Annotated in this window: 19 protein-coding genes; 10 read left to right on the forward strand and 9 right to left on the reverse strand. The window is 56.7% G+C overall.

The genetic code is table 11. The annotated features are described in order from the left end of the window. Nucleotides 1–24 precede the first annotated feature (24 nt). The 3 genes from cobT to cobS are packed head-to-tail and all read right to left on the reverse strand — an operon-like array spanning nucleotide 25 to nucleotide 3,620. The gene (cobT, locus tag ACZ1HJ_RS12335; protein WP_472718962.1) at nucleotides 25–1,902 is read right to left on the reverse strand and encodes a cobaltochelatase subunit CobT; all 1,878 of its coding nucleotides are present in this window, start codon (nucleotides 1,900–1,902) and stop codon (nucleotides 25–27) included. After that, entirely contained in the window at nucleotides 1,902–2,600 is a 699-nt protein-coding gene (locus tag ACZ1HJ_RS12340) for an aspartate/glutamate racemase family protein (RefSeq protein ID WP_472718963.1), read from the reverse strand. The genes cobT and ACZ1HJ_RS12340 overlap by 1 nt, the downstream gene beginning before the upstream one ends. Nucleotides 2,601–2,633: 33 nt before the next feature. Continuing rightward, entirely contained in the window at nucleotides 2,634–3,620 is a 987-nt protein-coding gene (gene cobS / locus ACZ1HJ_RS12345; protein WP_472718964.1) for a cobaltochelatase subunit CobS, read from the reverse strand. Between the two features lie 458 nt (nucleotides 3,621–4,078). Between cobS and msrB the strand changes: the two genes are divergently transcribed. Continuing rightward, entirely contained in the window at nucleotides 4,079–4,555 is a 477-nt protein-coding gene (msrB, locus tag ACZ1HJ_RS12350) for a peptide-methionine (R)-S-oxide reductase MsrB (RefSeq protein ID WP_472718965.1), read from the forward strand. 71 nt (nucleotides 4,556–4,626) lie between these two features. Here msrB and ACZ1HJ_RS12355 read toward each other — a convergent pair whose 3' ends face one another. The 4 genes from ACZ1HJ_RS12355 to ACZ1HJ_RS12370 all read right to left on the reverse strand — a co-directional run bounded on the left by ACZ1HJ_RS12355 (nucleotide 4,627) and on the right by ACZ1HJ_RS12370 (nucleotide 7,408). After that, on the reverse strand, nucleotides 4,627–5,253 hold the full coding sequence (locus ACZ1HJ_RS12355; RefSeq protein ID WP_472718966.1) for a DnaJ domain-containing protein: 627 nt from the start codon (nucleotides 5,251–5,253) through the stop codon (nucleotides 4,627–4,629). A gap of 182 nt (nucleotides 5,254–5,435) precedes the next feature. Next, entirely contained in the window at nucleotides 5,436–5,867 is a 432-nt protein-coding gene (locus ACZ1HJ_RS12360; protein ID WP_472718967.1) for a DUF4177 domain-containing protein, read from the reverse strand. A 104-nt stretch (nucleotides 5,868–5,971) separates the two neighbouring features. Beyond that, entirely contained in the window at nucleotides 5,972–6,514 is a 543-nt protein-coding gene (locus ACZ1HJ_RS12365) for a pyridoxamine 5'-phosphate oxidase family protein (protein ID WP_472718968.1), read from the reverse strand. A gap of 12 nt (nucleotides 6,515–6,526) precedes the next feature. After that, nucleotides 6,527–7,408, reverse strand: a complete 882-nt coding sequence (locus ACZ1HJ_RS12370; RefSeq protein WP_472718969.1) for a DMT family transporter — start codon at nucleotides 7,406–7,408, stop codon at nucleotides 6,527–6,529. A 108-nt stretch (nucleotides 7,409–7,516) separates the two neighbouring features. Between ACZ1HJ_RS12370 and ACZ1HJ_RS12375 the strand changes: the two genes are divergently transcribed. From ACZ1HJ_RS12375 to ACZ1HJ_RS12400, 6 genes are all read left to right on the forward strand, one after another. After that, nucleotides 7,517–8,182 carry a helix-turn-helix transcriptional regulator gene (locus ACZ1HJ_RS12375; protein WP_472718970.1) on the forward strand — a complete coding sequence of 222 codons (666 nt, stop codon included), beginning with the start codon at nucleotides 7,517–7,519 and terminating at the stop codon, nucleotides 8,180–8,182. A 127-nt stretch (nucleotides 8,183–8,309) separates the two neighbouring features. After that, nucleotides 8,310–9,260: an ABC transporter permease gene (locus tag ACZ1HJ_RS12380; protein WP_472722204.1), complete on the forward strand. Its 951-nt coding sequence runs from the start codon at nucleotides 8,310–8,312 to the stop codon at nucleotides 9,258–9,260. Further along, nucleotides 9,257–10,147: an ABC transporter permease gene (locus ACZ1HJ_RS12385; protein WP_472718971.1), complete on the forward strand. Its 891-nt coding sequence runs from the start codon at nucleotides 9,257–9,259 to the stop codon at nucleotides 10,145–10,147. The genes ACZ1HJ_RS12380 and ACZ1HJ_RS12385 overlap by 4 nt, the downstream gene beginning before the upstream one ends. Then, nucleotides 10,148–11,065, forward strand: a complete 918-nt coding sequence (locus tag ACZ1HJ_RS12390; RefSeq protein WP_472718972.1) for an ABC transporter ATP-binding protein — start codon at nucleotides 10,148–10,150, stop codon at nucleotides 11,063–11,065. It abuts the gene before it with no gap. Continuing rightward, the gene (locus tag ACZ1HJ_RS12395; protein WP_472718973.1) at nucleotides 11,065–12,165 is read left to right on the forward strand and encodes an ABC transporter ATP-binding protein; all 1,101 of its coding nucleotides are present in this window, start codon (nucleotides 11,065–11,067) and stop codon (nucleotides 12,163–12,165) included. The genes ACZ1HJ_RS12390 and ACZ1HJ_RS12395 overlap by 1 nt, the downstream gene beginning before the upstream one ends. A gap of 177 nt (nucleotides 12,166–12,342) precedes the next feature. Next, nucleotides 12,343–13,347, forward strand: coding sequence for a phosphotransferase (locus ACZ1HJ_RS12400; protein WP_472718974.1), 1,005 nt, complete (start codon nucleotides 12,343–12,345; stop codon nucleotides 13,345–13,347). Nucleotides 13,348–13,403: 56 nt separating this feature from the next. Here ACZ1HJ_RS12400 and ACZ1HJ_RS12405 read toward each other — a convergent pair whose 3' ends face one another. Beyond that, nucleotides 13,404–14,312, reverse strand: coding sequence for a hypothetical protein (locus ACZ1HJ_RS12405; protein WP_472718975.1), 909 nt, complete (start codon nucleotides 14,310–14,312; stop codon nucleotides 13,404–13,406). Between the two features lie 215 nt (nucleotides 14,313–14,527). Next, nucleotides 14,528–16,039 (reverse strand): Asp-tRNA(Asn)/Glu-tRNA(Gln) amidotransferase subunit GatB, encoded by a 1,512-nt coding sequence (gatB, locus tag ACZ1HJ_RS12410; protein ID WP_472718976.1) that lies wholly within the window; start codon nucleotides 16,037–16,039, stop codon nucleotides 14,528–14,530. Between the two features lie 161 nt (nucleotides 16,040–16,200). Between gatB and ACZ1HJ_RS12415 the strand changes: the two genes are divergently transcribed. The 3 genes from ACZ1HJ_RS12415 (at nucleotide 16,201) to ACZ1HJ_RS12425 (ending at nucleotide 19,556) form a co-directional block, all read left to right on the forward strand. After that, nucleotides 16,201–17,262, forward strand: a complete 1,062-nt coding sequence (locus ACZ1HJ_RS12415) for a matrixin family metalloprotease (RefSeq protein ID WP_472718977.1) — start codon at nucleotides 16,201–16,203, stop codon at nucleotides 17,260–17,262. Further along, a complete protein-coding gene (locus tag ACZ1HJ_RS12420) occupies nucleotides 17,232–17,744 on the forward strand; it encodes a calcium-binding protein (protein ID WP_472722205.1) in 513 nt (170 codons plus the stop codon). Before ACZ1HJ_RS12415 ends, ACZ1HJ_RS12420 begins: the two co-directional genes overlap by 31 nt. 318 nt (nucleotides 17,745–18,062) lie before the next feature. Continuing rightward, complete coding sequence (locus ACZ1HJ_RS12425; protein WP_472718978.1) at nucleotides 18,063–19,556, forward strand: matrixin family metalloprotease; 1,494 nt, start codon at nucleotides 18,063–18,065, stop codon at nucleotides 19,554–19,556. The last annotated feature ends 22 nt before the right edge of the window (nucleotides 19,557–19,578 follow it).

Here is a 19,578-nt window from a genome sequence, read left to right on the forward strand (position 1 = left end):
GGGTCTGAGCCCTGATTTTGTGGGTTAGCTGGCCTTTTTCATGCCCATCACACGCGCCCGCGCGCGGGGATCACTGTCAAAGAGCGCGGCCAGTTGTTCGGTCATCGCACCGGCCAATTGGTCCACATCGGTGATCGTCACGGCACGGTTATAGTACCGCGTGACATCATGGCCGATGCCAATGGCCAGCAGTTCGACCTGGCGGCGTTTTTCCACCATTGCAATCACGTCGCGTAGATGTTTTTCCAAGTAATTCGCGGGGTTAACGGACAAAGTTGAATCGTCCACCGGCGCACCATCACTGATCACCATCAGAATCTTGCGCGCCTCGCGGCGGTTCACCATGCGCCGATGCGCCCATTCCAGCGCCTCGCCGTCGATGTTTTCCTTCAACAGGCCCTCTTTCATCATAAGGCCCAGATTTTGACGGGTCCGGCGCATGGGCGCGTCTGCGGATTTGTAAATGATGTGGCGCAGGTCGTTCAGCCGCCCGGGCAGTTGCGGTCGCCCGTTTGCCAGCCAGTTTTCCCGGCTTTGGCCGCCTTTCCACGCGCGTGTGGTAAAGCCGAGGATTTCGACCTTGACGCTGCAGCGTTCCAATGTGCGGGCCAGAACATCGGCGGAAATCGCCGCGATGGAAATCGGCCGCCCGCGCATCGAGCCGGAATTATCCAGCAGAAGCGTCACAACCGTATCGCGGAATTCAGTGTCCTTTTCGACCTTGAAGCTGAGCGGGGTTGTCGGATTGGCCACCACGCGCGCCAAACGTCCGGCGTCCAGCGTGCCTTCCTCCAGATCAAATTCCCACGATCGGTTCTGCTGCGCCTGCAACCGGCGTTGCAACTTGTTGGCCAGACGGCTGACGGCGCCCTTCAATGGTTCAAGCTGTTGGTCCAGATAGGCGCGCAACCGTTCCAATTCGACGGGTTCAGCCAGATCTTCGGCGGCAATCTCTTCGTCGAACTCGGTGGAATAGACGCTGTATTCAGGATCTGCGTCAGAAATAGGTTGCGGGGCAGGGGGTTCGAGCGGCGCTTCTCCTTCGGGCAGTTCGGTTTCGTCCCCCATTTCCTGATCAGCCATGTCATCCATGCTGACCTGGGCCTGACTGTCATCTTGTTGATCGTCCTGCGCCTGTTCGGGGTCCGCGTCGACCTGATCGTCGTCACCGTCATCCTCGCCAGAGCTTTCCGGCTCTTCCTGCTCATCGCCATTGTCGTCGGCCTGATCGTCTTCGTCATCATCCAACGTGTCCGGATCATCGCCCAGCTGATCGCCATACCCCAAATCTTCGATAATCTGGCGGGCGAATTTGGCAAAGGCCGTCTGGTCCACCAAAATGTCTTGCAGGTCTTCCAGTGTTCCGCCGGCCTGCTCTTCGATAAATCCCTGCCACAGCTCCATGACGTTCTGGCACGCGGGCGGCAGATCGCGACCCGTTGCCAGATGGCGGATCAAATACCCGGCGGCGGTCGGCAATGGCACCTGGGCGGCATCGGTCACCTGATCATAGCCCAAACGCAGGGCTTCGGCCTCGATCTTGGTGTCGATGTTGCTCGCCGTGCCAGGCATAACGCGTGCGCCTACGGCCTCGCAACGTGCTGTTTCCATTGCATTATAAAGCTCGCGCGCCATTTCACCCTGCGGGTTGTAGCGGGCGCTGACGGATGGGTCATGATATTTGTGACGCAGCGCCAACGCATCCGCCGTGCCCCGCGCCATCAACACCTCGTCCCGCGTCAACCGGCGGCTGACCTGTGGCAAGCGCATGGCGTCGCCGCTGACACCGGCGGGATCAACCGAATAGGTGACCGACAATTCCGGATCATCGGCCATGACCTTGGTGGCTTCGGCCAACGCCTTTTTGAACGGATCAGCAGGGTTGTCGTTGGGTTTCTTCATCACACCGTCTCCAGGTCGTTCAGACCCAATTCATCACAGGCCAACTGTGCCAGCACGTCCACATGCACCTCAAGCGCATCGATCACGCGATAATCGGGCGTCTGCCCGTCAAACGCAAGGTTCAGGTCAGTCCCGGCCAGCACCACCGCATCGGCGCCGTGATCCCGTGCCAGCCGTTGCCCGGCCTCCAGAAAATAGGCGCGATCCGCATCTGACGCAGTGCCCGCCAGCGCCATATCCACATACCGTCGGCCCAGCTCGGGAACGTCGTCTTCGATGGCAACAGCGCGGGTCCGGGTCAATTGCCCGTATAGCTTGGTGGCCATGACAACTTCGGTCCCCAAAAGCCCAACAGTTTCAATGCCCTGATCCGCAAAAAACGCATCCAAAGGCGACACTCCTGAGACCAGAGGAAGGGAAGACACGGCCTCGGTCTCGGCATAACAGAAATGTCCGCCGAGCGAGGTGATGGCCGCACACTCCGCGCCTGCTGCTTTCAAACGGTCGATCAAGGGTGCATAGACAGCGGCCTGTGCCGCGCGATTGCCTTCGCGGTTGTTCTTCACCAGCGTCGGTGCATCCGCCTGGACAATGGTCAGATCCAGCGGCTTGCCCTTCGCCGCAACAGCCGCCGCCAAACGCTGGTAATACACCACCGTCGCCGCCACGCCGATACCGCCAATGAGACCTATATGCATGCCAAACCTCGCGGGGTTGGGCGACCCAAAGGGTTACCCCATGCTCGTGCTTGCAGCGCTTTCCGGGAGTTCTTCGTCAAAGCAGCGCTGGTAGAATTCCGCCACGGTCTGGCGTTCCAACTCATCGCATTTGTTGAGGAACGTCAGGCGGAAGGCATAGCCGACATTGCGGAAGATATGGGTGTTCTGCGCCCAGTTGATGACCGTCCGCGGGCTCATCACCGTGCTCAGCTCCCCGTTCATGAACGCCGTGCGGGTCAGTTCGGCCACAGTGACCATCTGGCTGATCGTTTTGCGGCCCTGCTCGTTGTTGAAGAGCGGGTTCTTGGCGATCACGATGGCGGTTTCCGCGTCGTGGCTGAGATAGTTCAGCGTCGCCACCATCGACCAACGGTCCATCTGCGCCTGGTTGATCTGCTGCACACCGTGGTAGAGCCCGGTCGTGTCACCCAGACCCACGGTGTTTGACGTGGCAAAGAGGCGGAAATTCGGGTTCGGCGTGATGATCTCGTTCTGATCCAGCAATGTCAGCTTGCCGTCATGCTCCAGCACCCGTTGGATCACGAACATCACATCCGCGCGGCCCGCGTCATATTCATCGAACACGATCGCAACGGGGTTGCGCAGGGCCCAGGGCAGGATGCCCTCGTGGAATTCGGTCACCTGCTTGCCATCGCGCAGCTTGATCGCGTCCTTGCCGATCAGGTCGATCCGGCTGATGTGACTGTCGAGGTTCACGCGCACGGCGGGCCAGTTCAGGCGTGCGGCCACCTGTTCGATATGGGTCGATTTACCCGTGCCGTGGTAGCCTTGGATCATCACCCGCCGGTTATGCGAAAAACCCGCCAAAATCGACAATGTGGTGTCCGGGTCAAACTTGTAGGTATTGTCGTGGTCCGGCACCCGGTCAGTTCGCTCGGCAAAGCCTTTAACGATCATGTCAGTGTCGATGCCAAAAACCTCACGCACCGAAATCTCTTCGGTTGGTTTCGCGTTCATATCAATCGTGCCGTCGGCCATTGGCAGGGTCCTTCAATCGGGTCGTTGTAATTTGCCCCGTGGTGCCTGAATTCAAAGCCAAGGGCAAGGGGAAGGGGCGAGAATACACGTCAGTTTCAACTGGAATATACGTGCTTTTAATACCCCTGCGTTCTGACCGCAGCTAGGGCCAGTTTGAAGCCAATCAATATCCAGTTTGTAATGTCCGCACTGCGGAAAGGGTCTTTGATGAAAAATGTGACGGATCCCAAAAGATTTGCGTAAATCCGGGTCTTTGGGCGAAACTATTTCAATCGCGCGGTCGTGTCTTCACCGTGAGCACCAGGAGATTACGAGACAGGAGAGGCCACATGGACGCAAAACCATCCGCTCGAATGGGCAGACCGCGCAAGGGTGCACCCCCTGTTATCTGTGCCTGTCCTCTTGCGATGCCGCCCGTTGATGCTCACATCTACGCCAACAACAAAGGACTTTAACCGATGCAACGTCGTCATTTTATCTTATCCGTTTTGACCTCCGGGACGGCCATTTCTCTGGGGATGCAGGCGGGCGCCGCGAAGGAAACGTTTGAGGTCACCCGCACTGATGCCGAATGGCGCAAGATGCTCAGCGATCTGGAATACCGGGTCATGCGCAAGGAAGACACTGAACGTGCCGGCAGCTCTCCGCTCGACAAAGTCTATGATCCAGGCACGTATCATTGCCGCGGGTGTGATTTGCCGCTCTACAGTTCAAAAACCAAGTATGACAGTGGCACCGGCTGGCCCAGTTTTTACAAGTCTTTGCCTGGCGCCATCGGCACCAAAGAAGATCGCAAGCTGTTGTTCAGCGTGCGCACCGAATGCCATTGCGCCCGCTGCGGCAGCCATCTGGGACATATCTTTGATGATGGACCGGCCCCGACCGGCAAACGGCATTGCCTGAACGGCGTGTCGCTGGTGTTCAAAGCCGCCTGATATGCGCAGATCGTGATGCACCGGGATGCAGTTTTCCGGTGCGTCGCCCAATGCGGAACCGGTTGATCTGATTATTTGAAATTGCGGCTTGGTTTGATCTGATCCCAGGCCCAGACAACCTGCTGCAATTGCTCTTCCTGACTGCGGTCCCCGCCATTGATGTCGGGATGAAGAATTTTGATCAACGCTTTGTAAGACTTGCGAATTTCCGCCTTGGTCCAGTGGTCCTTGGCTTCCAGAATTTCAATGGCGCGTCGTTCTGTCGGGGGCAGTTTCCGGCTGCTGGTCGTGGTGCCCTTGCCCGGATTTTGCGTGGCATTGCCGCCCAGCACCTGATGCGGGTCTTCGATGCCCAGACGTGCCCATGCCCGCGCCTCGGGGTCCGCAAAGGATTTGGTTTCACGTTCCCAGACCTTGTCTTTCGACATCTGGGCGTTCATTTCGGCTTCGGTGGTCCCGTGGAAGAAATTCCATTTCAGATTATACTCGCGGACATGGGTCTGGCAGAACCAATAGAAGTCATCCAAAACATCCGGCGCTTTTGGCGCGCGAAACTTGCCCGCCTCCTCACATCCTTCATGCTCACAGACCCGAACCGACGTTTCAGATTCGCCCGACATTCCCCGCCGCCCGCGCGGGTTTTTCTTCTTTGCCGAAGACACGGACATATCGAAACCGAATGGGTCAGATTTGGACATAGGATCACCTTTGCGACTCGGAGAAGAGAGTTTAGGCCAAAACGCGGCGAATAGAAGGGGGCAGGTGGTAAAAAATTTGAAAAATAATTTAACGAATTGCCGACGGGCCGACCAGTGGCGTTCCGCCGCTCATAATGGCGCGTCGGAACGTCAGGGTTGTGTTTTGCGTGACGTGTTTTGGGTCAGCTCGGCTGCTTTTCCACGTCACTGTCGGATGTAGCGTTCTCGGTATCGTCGCCCTGCGACATGTCGTCTTCGGAAGATGTTGTGGGTTCGTCCAAATCATCCGGCATGTCTTCGGCTTCGGGACTATCTTCCACCGGGTCTGTGTCGTGCGCATCCTCGATATCATCCGCAAAAACGTCGACCTCATCGTCGGCGACCAAGGCGCGGCGGAAAACCAGCAATGAACGATACACGGTCTGCGTCGAGGTCAGACCCTGACGCTCCTCACTGGGCAGAATATCCGAGCGGATGTACTCCCACCCTTCTGCCGCGAGTTCATTGATGCGCAGTTCCATCGCATTGGCAAACCGCGCACCGGGCCCTTTGACGCCACGCGCCTTTTGCCCTTTGGTCGGGGCCGGAATGACCCTGTATTCATAACCCACCATTACCCTGTCCACACCCGTCCTGTCTTTGCTAAGCGCCGCATCCTAGCTATGCAGACGTTCAGCGCAAGCCCGAACACGGCGTCACGCGCGCATTGCGTGCCTATTCAGAGCCCGGTAGGGGCGCCATCAAGGCTGATGCTGTTCTTTTTGCGCCAGAACGCCTCGATCTCTTCCTGGGTCATTTTGGCGTACCACGGCTCCAGCTCGGTGCCGGCCCGATCCCGGGTGATGGTCATTTCGGGGACGCTGGTGCCGCAGGAAGTGGTCACCAATTCGATGTCGAGCTCATAGATATTGCGCGCACCGGCATATTTGGGAAACTGGGCCAGCATATCTGCCCATTCCGCGTCGCGCGGATGGACCACACGCGCGGTGCCGTAGACCCGCAAGGTCAAGGCGTCCCCGTCAATGGCGCAAAACATCAATGTCATCCGGGGAAGCTGCCGGATATGGGCAGCAGTTTCATTGCCGCTCCCGCTCAGGCTCAGCCAGAGGATCCGAGTGTCTGACAAAATACGAAGTGAATCCAATCCTTTAGGTGACATGTTCACACGTCCGGTTGCGGCGGCCGTGGCCACGAAAAAGAGGGGCTGGCGTTCGATGAAATCCCGAAAGCTGCGATTCAGTTTGTCGGTCTTGATACCCATCGGTTGATCCTTTCAGAGTGGTTTCGGAAGTTTTTTGCGGGAGGGAAGCTGCGAGTAGATCACTGCCAGCATGACCAGAATGCCGCCCGCAATGGCCCAAGACGTGGGCAGTTCCCGTAAGAAAAGCCAGGCCCAGATGGGTGCCAGCGGCGTCTCCAATGCGCCCAGAAGCGCGGTTTGCGCGGCCGGTATGCGCCGCGCGCCTTCGGTCAGGGTGATGGAGGCCACGGCAAAGACCAACCCAAAGATCAAAAGAATGCCGATCTCGGGCGCGGAGGTGGCCATGGGCCCCCCGAAGATCCAGCTCGGTACCAACAGGATGACCGAGGCCAGAACATTGGGCAGCACCGTGGGTGTGTCGGGCCATATGCGATATATCACGTAGAAAAGTGCCATCATCAGTGTCATCCACATAGCCAGCATGTCACCCACCAGATTTCCGGTACCCAGAGAGCCGCGCAGTGTGAGTGCTACGCCGATCAGCGCCAGAACGCTGCTCAGCATGACCTTCAACCCTGGCCGTTCACCGATCAGGCACCATGCGAGCGCGGCAGATACAAACGGGGCTGTTGCCCATATCAAGACAACATTGGTCACGCTGGTCAGCTTGAACGCCGGGATAAACGCCGCCGTGCCGGATGCCGCAACCACAGAGACCAACAGGGCGGGCCAGCCAAATCGCGCGATTTCCCCGGGCAGGCCGCCCCGCAATGCCACATATCCAAGCGACAAGACCGCAGCGCCCAGACCGCGCCAAAATATGACCGACCATGCATTCGCATCGACGCCTTTGGTGAATATGCCGGCCGTGCTGAACACGATGGCAGATATGCACACCAACGCCACGCCTGCCATGTGGCCTGTCATCGGTTTGCGTGTCTGGGTCCGGGTCATGAATGCCTCATCCTTAAAGAAGTCAGGCGACGCTACCAAACCACTGCTGACATGTATCTGTCAGCAGTGTCATGATAAGCTGCAATTGACCGGCGAAAGGAAACCCCCGTGACGCGATCTACCCGGATGTTTGAGATCATTCAGATACTGCGCAGCGCCGATCAGCCGCGCACGGCGGCTCAGCTTGCGACAGCTCTGGAAGTGACCCCGCGCACGGTGTACCGCGACATCGCGTCGTTGCAGGCCATGCGCGTGCCCATCGAAGGGGCGGCGGGCGTGGGCTATATCATGCGGCCGGGGTATGACCTGCCGCCGATCAACTTTGATATCGAAGAGGCCGAGGCGGTGACCGTCGGGTTGGCAATGATCGCGCGCACTGGAGACCGCGGGCTGAAAGAGGCCGGGCACCGCGCCTGCCGCAAACTGGAAGAGGCCACCCAGCTCAGCAACGCGCTTTTTTCGTCAACATGGGGCCCGCAGGTGCCGGACACGGTGGATCTGTCCGATCTGCGGGCCGCAATCCGGTTGGAACGTAAGCTGGCAATCAGCTACTGCGATGGCAATGGCGATGTCTCGGAACGTCAGATCATGCCCTTTGCCATCGTCTACCATTCCGAGGCCATCGTGCTGGCGGCGTGGTGCGAGCTGCGCAAGGATTTTCGCAACTTTCGTCCGGATCGGATCATGGCCTATGAATTGCTGGAGGCGTCCTTTGCCGGGCAGGGCGAAGATTTGCGCCGCGAGTGGATGCAAAGCTATGCCGCGTGGTTGTGATCGCGCCCGCATACAAAATGCCTAGACGTTTCGAATAGCAGCGGGTTAGGGTTGGCCCAACTCACTTGGGCGGTCTGGGGGCTGTCTGCAATCTGTCCGCCAACCTGGTGCTTGATACATGTTAAGAATGCTCGTGCGCCGACTGTTCCTGGGGTTTGTGACCGTCTGGATCGTATCGGTGATTATCTTCGCGGGGGTCGAAGCACTGCCCGGCGATGCCTGCACGGCCTTTCTGGAGCGCGACGCCAAGGGTAAATTGCTGGAAAACTGCCGCGCTGATCTGGGCCTCGATAAACCCGCCGTGACACGGTATCTGGAATGGGCGTCCGGCGCCATCAAGGGGGATTTTGGCGTCTCGGCGGACGGTCAGCAAAGCATCGCGGCACTGGTGGGGGACAGGGTTAAAAACTCGATGCTCTTGGCCGCGGGTGCGTTGGCGGTGGGCGTTCCGTTGGCGATATTCCTGGGCATTATCACAGGGTTGTGGCGCGACAGCTGGATCGACATCGTTCTGTCGACCGGCGCGATTTTCGCCATGACCATCCCTGAATTTGTGTCCGCCACCGTGCTGATCCTGATCTTTGCGATCTGGCTGGGCTGGGTGCCCGCTGTCGTGCTGACACCGGCGGATGCCCCGGCCCTCGACTTCTTCCCGGAATTCATTCTGGCCGCCGTGGTGCTGACCATGGTGATGATCGCCCATATCATGCGCATGGTGCGTTCTTCGGTGATCGAAGTGATGGCCAGCGATTACGTTCAGATGGCCACGCTCAAGGGCGTGCCTTATTGGCGGATCGTCTTTCGCCACGCATTGCCCAACGCGCTTTTGCCGGCAATCAACGTCGTGGCGCTGACGGTGGCCTGGCTGCTAGGGGGCGTTGTCGTGGTTGAAATGGTGTTCAACTATCCGGGTCTGGGCCGCACGATGATTGCCGCGATTTCTGATCGCGACTTGCCGGTGGTGCAGGCGCTGGCCCTGATTGTCGCGGCCACTTATGTGGGTGTGAACCTGGCGGCAGACATGCTCACCATCATTCTCAACCCGCGGTTACGCACCTTAAGCCAGAGGCGTAAATGACGGATATCGCCCATCAAAAACCAAGCTTGGGTTTGCTGAGCCGCCTGCGTGTCATTCTGCGCGACGTTGCCTCCCGGCCCTCTGGTCTGATCGGACTGATACTGGTTTTTGGACATATCGTTCTGGCCATCACCAGCCCGTGGTTGGCCGCGTATGACTATAAGGCCATGGACTCTTCGTTGATTTTGGAAGGCCCGTCTGCGGACCACCTTCTTGGCACGGACCACCTCGGGCGGGATATCCTGACGCGCGTGCTTCAGGGCGGGCGCGTGGCGTTGCTGGTCACCGGGATTGCCACGCCGATTGCCCTGCTCTGGGGCGGGATGACAGGCATCTGGCTTGGCCTCGTGGGCGGGCGAACCGATGAGATTGCCATGCGCGTTGTCGATGCGTTTTTGTCGATCCCGGGGGTTTTGTCGCTGCTGGTGCTGGTTGCGGTTTTCGGCACCGGAAACGCGGTGATGATCCCGACACTGGCGTTTTTCTTTGGCATTCCGGTCATTCGGGTCATCCGCGCGGCAACCCATGACGTGGTTGCGCGTGATTTTGTTCTGGCGGCGCGGGCACGGGGCCACAGCCGCCTCAGCATCGTGTGGCGCGAATTGCTGCCCAATGTGCGCGACGCGATGATGGTTGAGGGCGCGATGCGATGGTCCTGGATGCTGCTGGCGTTTTCATCCCTTTCGTTTCTGGGTTTTGGCGTGTCGCCGCCCACGCCGGATTGGGCGGTCATGATTGCCGATGAGCGCGCCTATATGCCTCTGGCCCCGATGGGCGTTCTGGCCCCGGTGGTAGCGCTGTCGTCACTGATCATCGGCATCAACCTGACCGCGGATGCGCTGGCCAAGGCCATGGGCATCGACCGTGCCAGAAAGGCAGTGGTTTAAATGGTCGAACCGATCATCGACATCCGCAACCTGTCTGTCGGGTTCACGGGGCGGGGCGGTCACACCCTGCCGGTTCTGCGCAATGTAGACCTGCGGATTTGCCCGGGTGAGAGCATTGGTATTGTGGGCGAAAGCGGATCGGGCAAAAGCACGCTGGCACTGGCGTCGATGGGCTTTTTGAAACAGGGTTTGCGCGTCATCGAGGGATCCGTCTGTTTCAACGGGCAGGACATGTTCAGCCGGTCCCGCGAAGAGCTGGAGGCGATCCGTGGCGGACAATTGGGCCTGATCCCGCAGAATTCCGGACAATCCCTGACCCCGACCGCCCGGATTGGCACGCAGATGGCCGAGGCGCTGGAGCTGCATTGCAACCTTGCCAAGAGCGCATATTATGACCGTATCATAGATTTGCTGGGGCAAGTGCGCCTGCCTGATCCGGAGGTGATTTACACACGCTATCCGCATGAATTGTCAGGCGGTCAGCAGCAACGCGTGGCCATTGCCATGGCCTTGGCCGGTGAACCGGACGCCTTGTTGTTGGATGAGCCGACCACCGGTCTGGATGTGACCACGCAAGCGCATATTCTGGAGCTTTTACAAGATCTTGCCCGTGAGCGAAACATGGCGATGGTCTATGTCAGCCATGATCTGGGTGTGATCGCCCGGGTCTGTGAAAGGGTCATGGTGATGTATGCGGGCGAGGCCGTATTGGAAGGGCCCACACGCGCGGTCTTGCAGGATCCGGCACACCCCTATGCGCGCGCGCTTCTCGCCTCGATCCCCCGGCTGTGCGATGATCATCTGCCCATCGCGTTGGATGGGCGCCCCCGCCACCCGGCGGCGCGGGCGGTGGATGCGCCTTTGCACCCCGCTGCGGTCTGGCCAACACCCAATGCCTCAACGCCCGCCCGGAATTGATGAAAGCGGGCGATGACAGCCGCGCGCGGTGTTTCCGCCACGCCGATGCCCATACGCTGGCCGTAGGCGGCACAGGCGCCGTACCCTTGCACCATTGCGATGGCGGCGAAACCGCGCTGGAACTGGATGATCTGTCGATCAGCTACGCGTCACCGGGCTTTTTCGAACGCCTCTTTGGGGGCGGGGAAGAGGATGTGCCGACGGTCGATGACATCTCAGTCGCGATCACGGCAGGTGAAACGCTTGGTCTGGTGGGAGAATCCGGTTCGGGCAAATCCACCATTCTCAAGGCCGTTGCGGGCCTCCTGGCACCGGCAGGCGGAAAGATCAGCGTCGCCAATGATACGGACCTGCCCGTTATGGTCGAGCAACGCCATCCACAGCAGCTGCGCCGCATCCAGATGATTTTCCAGAACCCGGATGACAGTCTGAACGCGCGTCACACGGTGGCGGAAATTCTGGCGCAACCCCTGCGGCTCTATGACGGGCTGAGCGGGCAGGCCTTGCATGACCGGAGCGTTGAAATCCTCGAAACCGTGCGTCTGGGTGCGCATTATCTGGACCGTCTTCCCGGCCAGCTTTCGGGCGGAGAGAAGCAGCGCGTGGCGATTGCACGCGCCTTTGCGGCCAACCCGGAAATTGTGCTCTGCGATGAAATCACCTCAGCCCTGGATGTGTCTGTTCAGGCTGCGATGCTGGAACTTCTGAATGAATTCAAGAAGCTGAAGGACACAACCTATGTGTTCGTCAGCCACGATCTGGCCGTGGTGCGTGCCTTGTCGGACCGGGTGGCCGTGCTCTATCAGGGACGGCTTTGCGAAATTGGCCCTACGGATAAAGTCTATGGGCCGCTCTCACACCCCTATACCTCGGTGTTGCTGAACGCCGTGTTGGAGCCTGATCCGGACGCGGCGCCGCACCTGATGGCCGAAGACGTTGTGGAGCTTTCCCCACCCGCCCGCGGCTGCCCTTTTCAGCGCCGCTGTACCCGCAAACTGGGGGCCATCTGCGAAGAAGAAACCCCGCCTTGGCGCAAGACGGATGACGGCCATATCATAAGCTGCCATATCCCGCTGGGGGATTTGAAGCAAAGCACGTAAGGTTGCATCGCTTTTGGGCATGCAATTGCATAGAGATCAGCGCACTAGTCGGTTGGCTGTATGTTTGTTGTGATCCAACCAGCAATAACTTGAGTTCTTGTCGGTTAACTCGCAACATGTGGATATACAAAATGATGCAAAACTGATCATTCTTTTCCGGGTGGCCGCGTTTTTCGAATGATATCCAAATTTCATAAATCTGAGCTCGAGTCCTCTGCCGCGGCAGCATGGAAAGAAGTTCAAACAAAGACCAATTTGCCTAGACATGAATGGTCATTCGAGCAGCTTGCTAAACAAGACGGTCCTGAAATCGCAACTGCAACGTTTTTGGCAAAGCATCCCGACGGTTTGCGCTATACATACAAACACCAGATGAAACCTTATGTACCTGAGGGATTTGTCAATCACTACAAAATGCAGGCTCAAGCATTTCTCAAATTCGCGCATACCGCAAAAAACACACTGCCTGAGCCCGTGTTTGTCGATCCTGATAACCAAGCAAGTCTTCTAACTTACATCGAAGGTAAGCCATTTTCAGATGTCATGCGCGACGTTATTCACGATCGAAATGCGCAGTTGGCCTTATTGCGGAGAGCTGGATCATGGCTTGATGCGTTTCATAGATGCCAAGTGGATGAAACTCGAAATTTCAACCCGAAATACACTGTCAGTTACTACCAGAAACTACGTGAAGAAATTATGTCTGGTACGACAGAAGTCGCCGCGAGAGGTCTCTTTCTACGTGGCATTGAACATATTGTTTCAATTGCACCTAAGTTTGAAAAGCGTAAAACTGTTTCGGCAAATCAGCACGGTGATTTTCACATGCGAAATTTGATTGTCTCCGACTCTCAGATGGCAGGTATCGACATTTCCAAATCTGGCCCTGCGCCTGTCGGTTATGATATTGCAAAGGTATTGCTCGATTACACTTCAATAATACGAGATGCGAACGATGTGCGCCCCGGTCATATCGTTCCGGATGACGCGTTTTTTTCGTTCTTCGACGGTTATAAACTGGTCGATCCGAACGACCCTGGCGTCAATTTTCTTTTATTCGCCCGCATATTGGCGACGCTTTTAGGTGTTCCTAAAAGGAAGGCAGATAGAACAGATGCCAAAATGAGGACGTTGCACCGATTGCGACCAATCGCAAGGAAAGCGTTTTGTATCGAACAGTAGAAAATGCGATTCCGGCATTGTCCTTTGGTATACATCCCTGAAGATACAGCCTCGCTTTACTTTCCCAAGGTGCTTTCTGGAAAGCGAGCGCAAATTTCATGCCAATGTATCTCATAACAGTAGTAGAGATGAGCCAACTGTTTTTCAGACCACAGGGAGAACGGCGGATTAGAAATTGAAACTGGGAATTTTCGAGTTGCCTTCCTGACGACTTTCCTTGGCTCGGCAAAACGGCCCTGTTTGCGGAGAACATGAGAAATGCGCCTCATCGCATCCTGTGAGAGGCTGATATTTGGGCGAGATTCTAATCTTGACTCAAAACTCGCTACCAATTCGGCAAAAACAGTGGCCTCCAGATTTTGAAACTCTTCATATCGCCAAACTTTCAAGTTGGCTGCCGGGAAGACTGAGTGAATTTCGGAGACTATATCCACCCAGGTTCTGTGAAGCGCCAAAAAAGCGGTGCGCAAGTCTTGGTAGTTGAAAGTGTCGCCGGTTCTCACCGCTGTTGTAATGTTGGACGAGATAAACGCACCATAATCGCGAAGCGCCAAAAGGAAAGTCACATTTGGGTGGTCGAACTCTGATGGGAGTTTGCCAAGCTTGGACTTTAGATCTGGATACAAAGATCTCTCGTCGAGGTTGTTGTTAGTGGATCCAAGTATAGCTTCTTCTGATAGAATAATCCGCTTCGTCTCCGGATGTGCTGCAATGCCATTTAGGAGTTGGATTATTTCAATATGCCGTACATCAGAACTCGCCGAAATCTCTTTCGGTCCATTATGCTTTGCCAGTTTCCGGAACAGGCCAGTCACGCGTAAATCACTGGGCAACAACAATGAAACGCCGGCAGCTTTGAGCCGCTCACGCTGATCGCCGAGCGATTGTTGTATGTAAGTTGTAGCTGTCTTGTGAGCGCCCAAATGAACGATCACTTTATGGTCTTTTAAAAACTCAACTAACACGTCAAAAGTTCGACTTCATTTAGATTGGTTCACTTATCTACATTCAAACAACGGTGACGCGCACACTTATACTTTCATTTACGTAGAAATCCGCCGGGGTTTAAACCGATGAGTAAGCCACGGATACAAATATCTTCTTTCAGTCAAGAACTGAAGCATGCATTTCGAAATCAGAAAACAGGAAAGACAGCTTCAGCGGCAAAGCTGGCGTCACATCAAAGCCCCAGCTTGGCGCTCACAATCTGGTTGACCGCTTTGGGGTTGGCCTTGCCGCCGGTGGCTTTCATCACCTGACCCACGAACCAGCCCGCCAGTTTCGGGTTGGCCTTGGCCTTTTCCACCTGGGCCGGATTATCGGCGATGATCTGATCCACCGCGGCCTCGATGGCACCGGTATCGGTGACCTGTTTCATGCCGCGCTCTTCGACGATTTTCGCCGGATCGCCGCCTTCGGTATAGACGATCTCGAAGAGGTCCTTGGCAATCTTGCCGGAAATGGCGTCGGAGGCGATCAGATCAATGATCCCGCCCAATTGCGTCGGGCTGACCGGGCTTTCGGTGATATCGTGGTCATCCTTCTTGAGGCGCCCAAAGAGTTCATTGATCACCCAGTTTGCGGTCAGCTTGCCATCACGGCCCCCCGCCGCTTCCTCAAAATAGGCCGCGTTGGCCACATCGGCCGTCAAAACATTGGCGTCATATTCACTCAAGCCAAATTCGCCCATGAACCGCGCCTTTTTGGCATCCGGAAGCTCCGGCAGCGAAGCGGCGATGTCATCCACCCAAGCTTGCTCGATCTCCAGCGGCAACAGATCGGGGTCGGGGAAGTAGCGATAATCATGCGCCTCTTCCTTGGACCGCATCGAGCGAGTCTCGTTCTTGTCCGGATCATAGAGCCGCGTTTCCTGAACGATTTCGCCACCCGCTTCCACGATCCCAATCTGACGACGTGCCTCGTAGTCGATCGCGGCCTGAATGAACCGCATCGAGTTCATGTTCTTGATCTCGCACCGCGTGCCGAGATGACCAAAATCACCGGTCTCGCGGTATTTTTCGTACTGACCCGCCTGGCAAATACTAACGTTCACATCCGCCCGCAGATTGCCGTTTTGCATGTTGCCATCACAGGTGCCCAGATAGCGCAGGATCTGGCGCAGCTTGGTGACATAAGCGGCGGCCTCTTCTGGCCCGCGAATATCGGGGCGGCTGACGATTTCCATTAGGGCGACGCCGGTGCGGTTCAGATCGACGAAAGACATGTTTGGATCCATGTCGTGGATGGATTTGCCCGCGTCCTGTTCCATATGAATGCGCTCGACCCGTACCAGACGTGCGATGCCCGGCTCCATATCGACCAGGATTTCGCCTTCACCCACAAGTGGTTCATAAAGCTGGGAAATCTGGTATCCTTGAGGCAGATCAGGGTAGAAGTAATTCTTGCGGTCAAAGGCGGATTTCAGGTTGATCTGCGCCTTGAGGCCAAGCCCCGTGCGCACGGCCTGTTCCACGCAATATTCGTTGATCACCGGCAGCATCCCCGGCATTGCAGCATCCACAAAGGCGACGTTTGAATTGGGTTCGGCCCCAAACCGGGTGGAAGCGCCGGAAAAGAGCTTGGCGTTCGAGGACACCTGCGCGTGAACCTCCATGCCGATCACCAGTTCCCAATCATGTTTTGCCCCCGCGATCACACGCGGTTTGGGGCTTTCATAGGTCAGGTCCAACATAGGGGTGCCTCTTCAATTGCTGCCCGCTGGTTCTAATCCAGCAAAGGGGTACGGGCAAGGGGTTGGAAACGGTGTGTTTTTGCAATTTCCGCCACGGTATGGGTGGTCTTTTAAGTTGAATTGTCGGTATACAGGCTCAACACTAAGCGGAGTCGTAACAAGTGCCTAATATCGTTGGAACAAAGTGGGGTGACCCCACGCTCGGAACACCCGGTGGAACCGTCACATGGAGCGTGGCGGATGGCGGAACGGTCATCTCGGATTTCTTCACAAGACCGGTCGATATTTTTGGAAGGCCTTGGCGGTCCGTCGACGGTGATGACTTCATGAATTTCGACTACGTGTCGGTGATTGCCGATGCGTTCGCGGAATGGTCGAAATACGGCAATATCGAATTCCAGCAGGTGGCCGACAGTGGCTCAAGCGCCGGAAGCTCGGGCAGCGGCGACATCCGCATTTATTTCGCCAAGCTGCCGGGTCAGACATTGGGCGTTGGTGCCTTTCCGAACCCGGACGACTTCATCGGCGGTGATATTCTGCTGGATCAGCGCGGGTTGTACAATTTCGACCGCGCTATTTTCAAAGGGCTGGTGTTGCATGAAATCGGCCACGCTCTGGGGTTGGGGCACGTGTCGGGCGGTTCTGTTTTGACGCCCGTGATCAGCCGGTCGAACCTCACGCGTGACGACCGCGATGGCATTCGCGCGATCTACGGCAATCAGGATGAGGGCGAGCAGACCTATGACGTCTCCGGTGCCTTTGTACAGCTCAAGACCAAGAATGATGATCTCGCGGCCATCGGGAGTGACGGGAATAACAAAATCCGTGGCACCAGCAGCAACGAGACGATGGACGGTGCGGACGGCAATGACATTTTGGTCGGTCGCGGGGGGCAGGACCAATTGCGCGGCGCAGCCGGTGATGACACGCTCAAAGGCGGCGAGGGGGCTGACATTATGAATGGCGGTGCGGATTACGATACCGCTGACTACCGTAATTCCAAGCTTGGCATTGTGCTCGACCTGGAACAGCCCTTTGGTGTGGGTGGCGACGCATTGGGTGACACATTGATTGATATCGAGCGCGTGATTGGCTCGCTGAAAGACGATGTGATTCAAGGAGATAGCACGGACAACCGGTTTGATGGACAGACCGGTCACGATCTTTTGGGGGGCGCGGTGGAGATGACTGGCTGCGTGGCCAAGGTGGACATGACACGCTAAGTGGCGGTACAGGGAACGACACGCTGGAAGGCGGCGGCGGTCGTGATCGGCTGATTGGTGGCGATGACCAGGATTTCCTGCATGGAGGCAGAGGTGACGACGAGTTACAAGGCGACGACGGCAATGACGAGCTACGCGGAGGTTCAGGAAAAGATGAACTGACCGGCTATTCAGGCGACGACATCCTGAATGGTGGAATGAACGCAGATACATTCATTTTCAACGAAAATCACGGCCATGACGTTATTCAAGATTTTAATCCGCACAGCCGGTCTGAAGTGATTGTCCTAAGGGACTTTGAAGCATTTGATGGTCTTGCGGACTTGATCGCTGTCTCGACAGATACGGACGATGGCGCATTGCTAAATACCGGTGCGTCTAGCTCAATATTGTTGAATGGCGTACGTCTCGAGGATTTAAGTGAGCAAGATTTTTCGTTCGCCACGACGACGTTCGGCATCAATATCGAATTCATGCTATGATTGTGTTTTGTTGCCTGCCGAGGTGTTTTTCTGCAGGCAGGCAACATATGACCACCAAAAATAAAGTATAAGTATCAGCGTATTAATTGCTTTAATTTGCTGAAAACAACCTAAAGATGTAGATCTGCAAGACCCTGCATTTTTTGCGTGATCACATTTTGCAAATGGTTAATTTTGCCCTTTTGTTCGCCAGCACAGTGCCCTTATGATCCTCTGAGTTTGCGGTTGGTGAGCGTGGTTTTTGACATGCCCCGGCTGAGAAGGCGCATTTTGATGCGCAGGTAACGAGTTCTGAAGGGTCAGACAGGGGGGTCTGAGATGCCAAATTTTGTTGGCAGAAAATGGGGTTTTTCGGCCTTCGGTTCGCCGAGCGGCACGGTCACCTGGAGTATCGCCGGTGGTGGAGAAAACATCGATCGTTTCCCCGTTGGCGCAGGCAAGTCGATCGCTGGTGAAAGCTTCCTGAATTTTGACTTTGAGCAAGTCATTCGCGACGCGGTTGCGGAATGGTCGCGCTATGGTGAGCTTGACCTGATCCAGATCGAAGATGGCGGCGGCCCGGCCGGGACGGGCAAGAAGGCCGATATCCGGATATTCTTTGGTGATATTCCGGGCTCAACCGTCGGCTACGGGTTTTTCCCCACTTTTGGTCTTTCTGCAGCGGCTGGTGATGTCCTTTTGGACGCGCTCGACCGCTACAATAATGACAGGGATTTCTTCCGGGGTCTGGTCATTCACGAATTGGGCCACTCACTGGGCCTTGATCATGTGGAGGACGATTCAGTCCTGACGCCCATCATTTCGGTCAGCGAATTGCAGCCGGATGACATTGAGGGCATCCAAGGCATTTACGGTGTGCAGGACGGCGCGCCCACGGTCTACGATCTGAAAGGCGCGCGAAAGTTCGAGTATCTTTATGGTCAGGACGGCATGATCGTGAACGGCAACGGTCAGAACAATGTCATCCGTGCGGGCCATTCGCAGGAAACAATCAACGGCGGCAACGGCGCCGACATGCTCTATGGCCGCGGCGGTGCAGACCTGATCAATGGCGAAAACGGCCAGGATTTCCTGATCGGCGGCGCGGGGGCCGATACGCTCGATGGTGGAGACGGTCTCGACACGGTCGATTACCGGGAGGCTTTTGCCGGGGTTGGGGTGGACATGCTCAACCCGAATGTCGGTGGCTTTGGCGATGGCCGCGGCGATACGTTGATCAGCATTGAAAAGGTCGTGGGCTCCACGTGGGACGATAATATTGCCGGCGATAACGCCGAAAACCGCCTGATAGGAGATGATGGCGACGACAATCTATCGGGTCGCGGCGCCAATGACGTGCTAAAGGGCAAGGACGGTGACGATACCCTGAATGGCGGCGATGATGACGATCAGCTTTTCGGCAATGGCGGCAACGATCTTTTGCGCGGCGATGCCGGTGTGGACGTGGTGCGTGGCGGCCGGGGGGATGACACGCTGGAAGGCGGTGACGGCGCCGACAAGCTGCGTGGCGGATCGGACCGCGACGAAATTCAGGGCGGCGGCGGTGATGACAACCTTGGTGGGGGCACTCAGCCCGATGTTTTCATCTTTGCGGACGGCCATGGACATGACAGGGTTGTCGACTTCAATCCCTTTAACGTCGAAGAACAGATTGATCTGAGCGGCGTCAGCACGCTCAATGATTTTGAAGATGTGCGGGCGGCCTCCAAGAACACGCTCTTCGGGGTCAAGATCGATACTGGCGCAGACAGTTCAGTCCTGTTGGTCAATGTTCGGCTAGGCATGCTGGATGCGGATGAATTTCTCTTCTGATCTGTGCCAACGGCCCTCGCAA

Source organism: Roseovarius sp. JB2-10, assembly GCF_055693585.1.

What these genes read in the sequence shown, in the direction of transcription:
- cobT (WP_472718962.1), bottom strand. Translation starts at nt 1,902, where the DNA reads ATGAAGAAACCCAACGACAACCCTGCTGATCCGTTCAAAAAGGCGTTG.
- ACZ1HJ_RS12340 (WP_472718963.1), bottom strand. Translation starts at nt 2,600, where the DNA reads ATGCATATAGGTCTCATTGGCGGTATCGGCGTGGCGGCGACGGTGGTG.
- cobS (WP_472718964.1), bottom strand. Translation starts at nt 3,620, where the DNA reads ATGGCCGACGGCACGATTGATATGAACGCGAAACCAACCGAAGAGATT.
- msrB (WP_472718965.1), top strand. Translation starts at nt 4,079, where the DNA reads ATGCAACGTCGTCATTTTATCTTATCCGTTTTGACCTCCGGGACGGCC.
- ACZ1HJ_RS12355 (WP_472718966.1), bottom strand. Translation starts at nt 5,253, where the DNA reads ATGTCCAAATCTGACCCATTCGGTTTCGATATGTCCGTGTCTTCGGCA.
- ACZ1HJ_RS12360 (WP_472718967.1), bottom strand. Translation starts at nt 5,867, where the DNA reads ATGGTGGGTTATGAATACAGGGTCATTCCGGCCCCGACCAAAGGGCAA.
- ACZ1HJ_RS12365 (WP_472718968.1), bottom strand. Translation starts at nt 6,514, where the DNA reads ATGGGTATCAAGACCGACAAACTGAATCGCAGCTTTCGGGATTTCATC.
- ACZ1HJ_RS12370 (WP_472718969.1), bottom strand. Translation starts at nt 7,408, where the DNA reads ATGACCCGGACCCAGACACGCAAACCGATGACAGGCCACATGGCAGGC.
- ACZ1HJ_RS12380 (WP_472722204.1), top strand. Translation starts at nt 8,310, where the DNA reads ATGCTCGTGCGCCGACTGTTCCTGGGGTTTGTGACCGTCTGGATCGTA.
- ACZ1HJ_RS12385 (WP_472718971.1), top strand. Translation starts at nt 9,257, where the DNA reads ATGACGGATATCGCCCATCAAAAACCAAGCTTGGGTTTGCTGAGCCGC.
- ACZ1HJ_RS12390 (WP_472718972.1), top strand. Translation starts at nt 10,148, where the DNA reads ATGGTCGAACCGATCATCGACATCCGCAACCTGTCTGTCGGGTTCACG.
- ACZ1HJ_RS12395 (WP_472718973.1), top strand. Translation starts at nt 11,065, where the DNA reads ATGAAAGCGGGCGATGACAGCCGCGCGCGGTGTTTCCGCCACGCCGAT.
- ACZ1HJ_RS12400 (WP_472718974.1), top strand. Translation starts at nt 12,343, where the DNA reads ATGATATCCAAATTTCATAAATCTGAGCTCGAGTCCTCTGCCGCGGCA.
- gatB (WP_472718976.1), bottom strand. Translation starts at nt 16,039, where the DNA reads ATGTTGGACCTGACCTATGAAAGCCCCAAACCGCGTGTGATCGCGGGG.
- ACZ1HJ_RS12425 (WP_472718978.1), top strand. Translation starts at nt 18,063, where the DNA reads ATGCCAAATTTTGTTGGCAGAAAATGGGGTTTTTCGGCCTTCGGTTCG.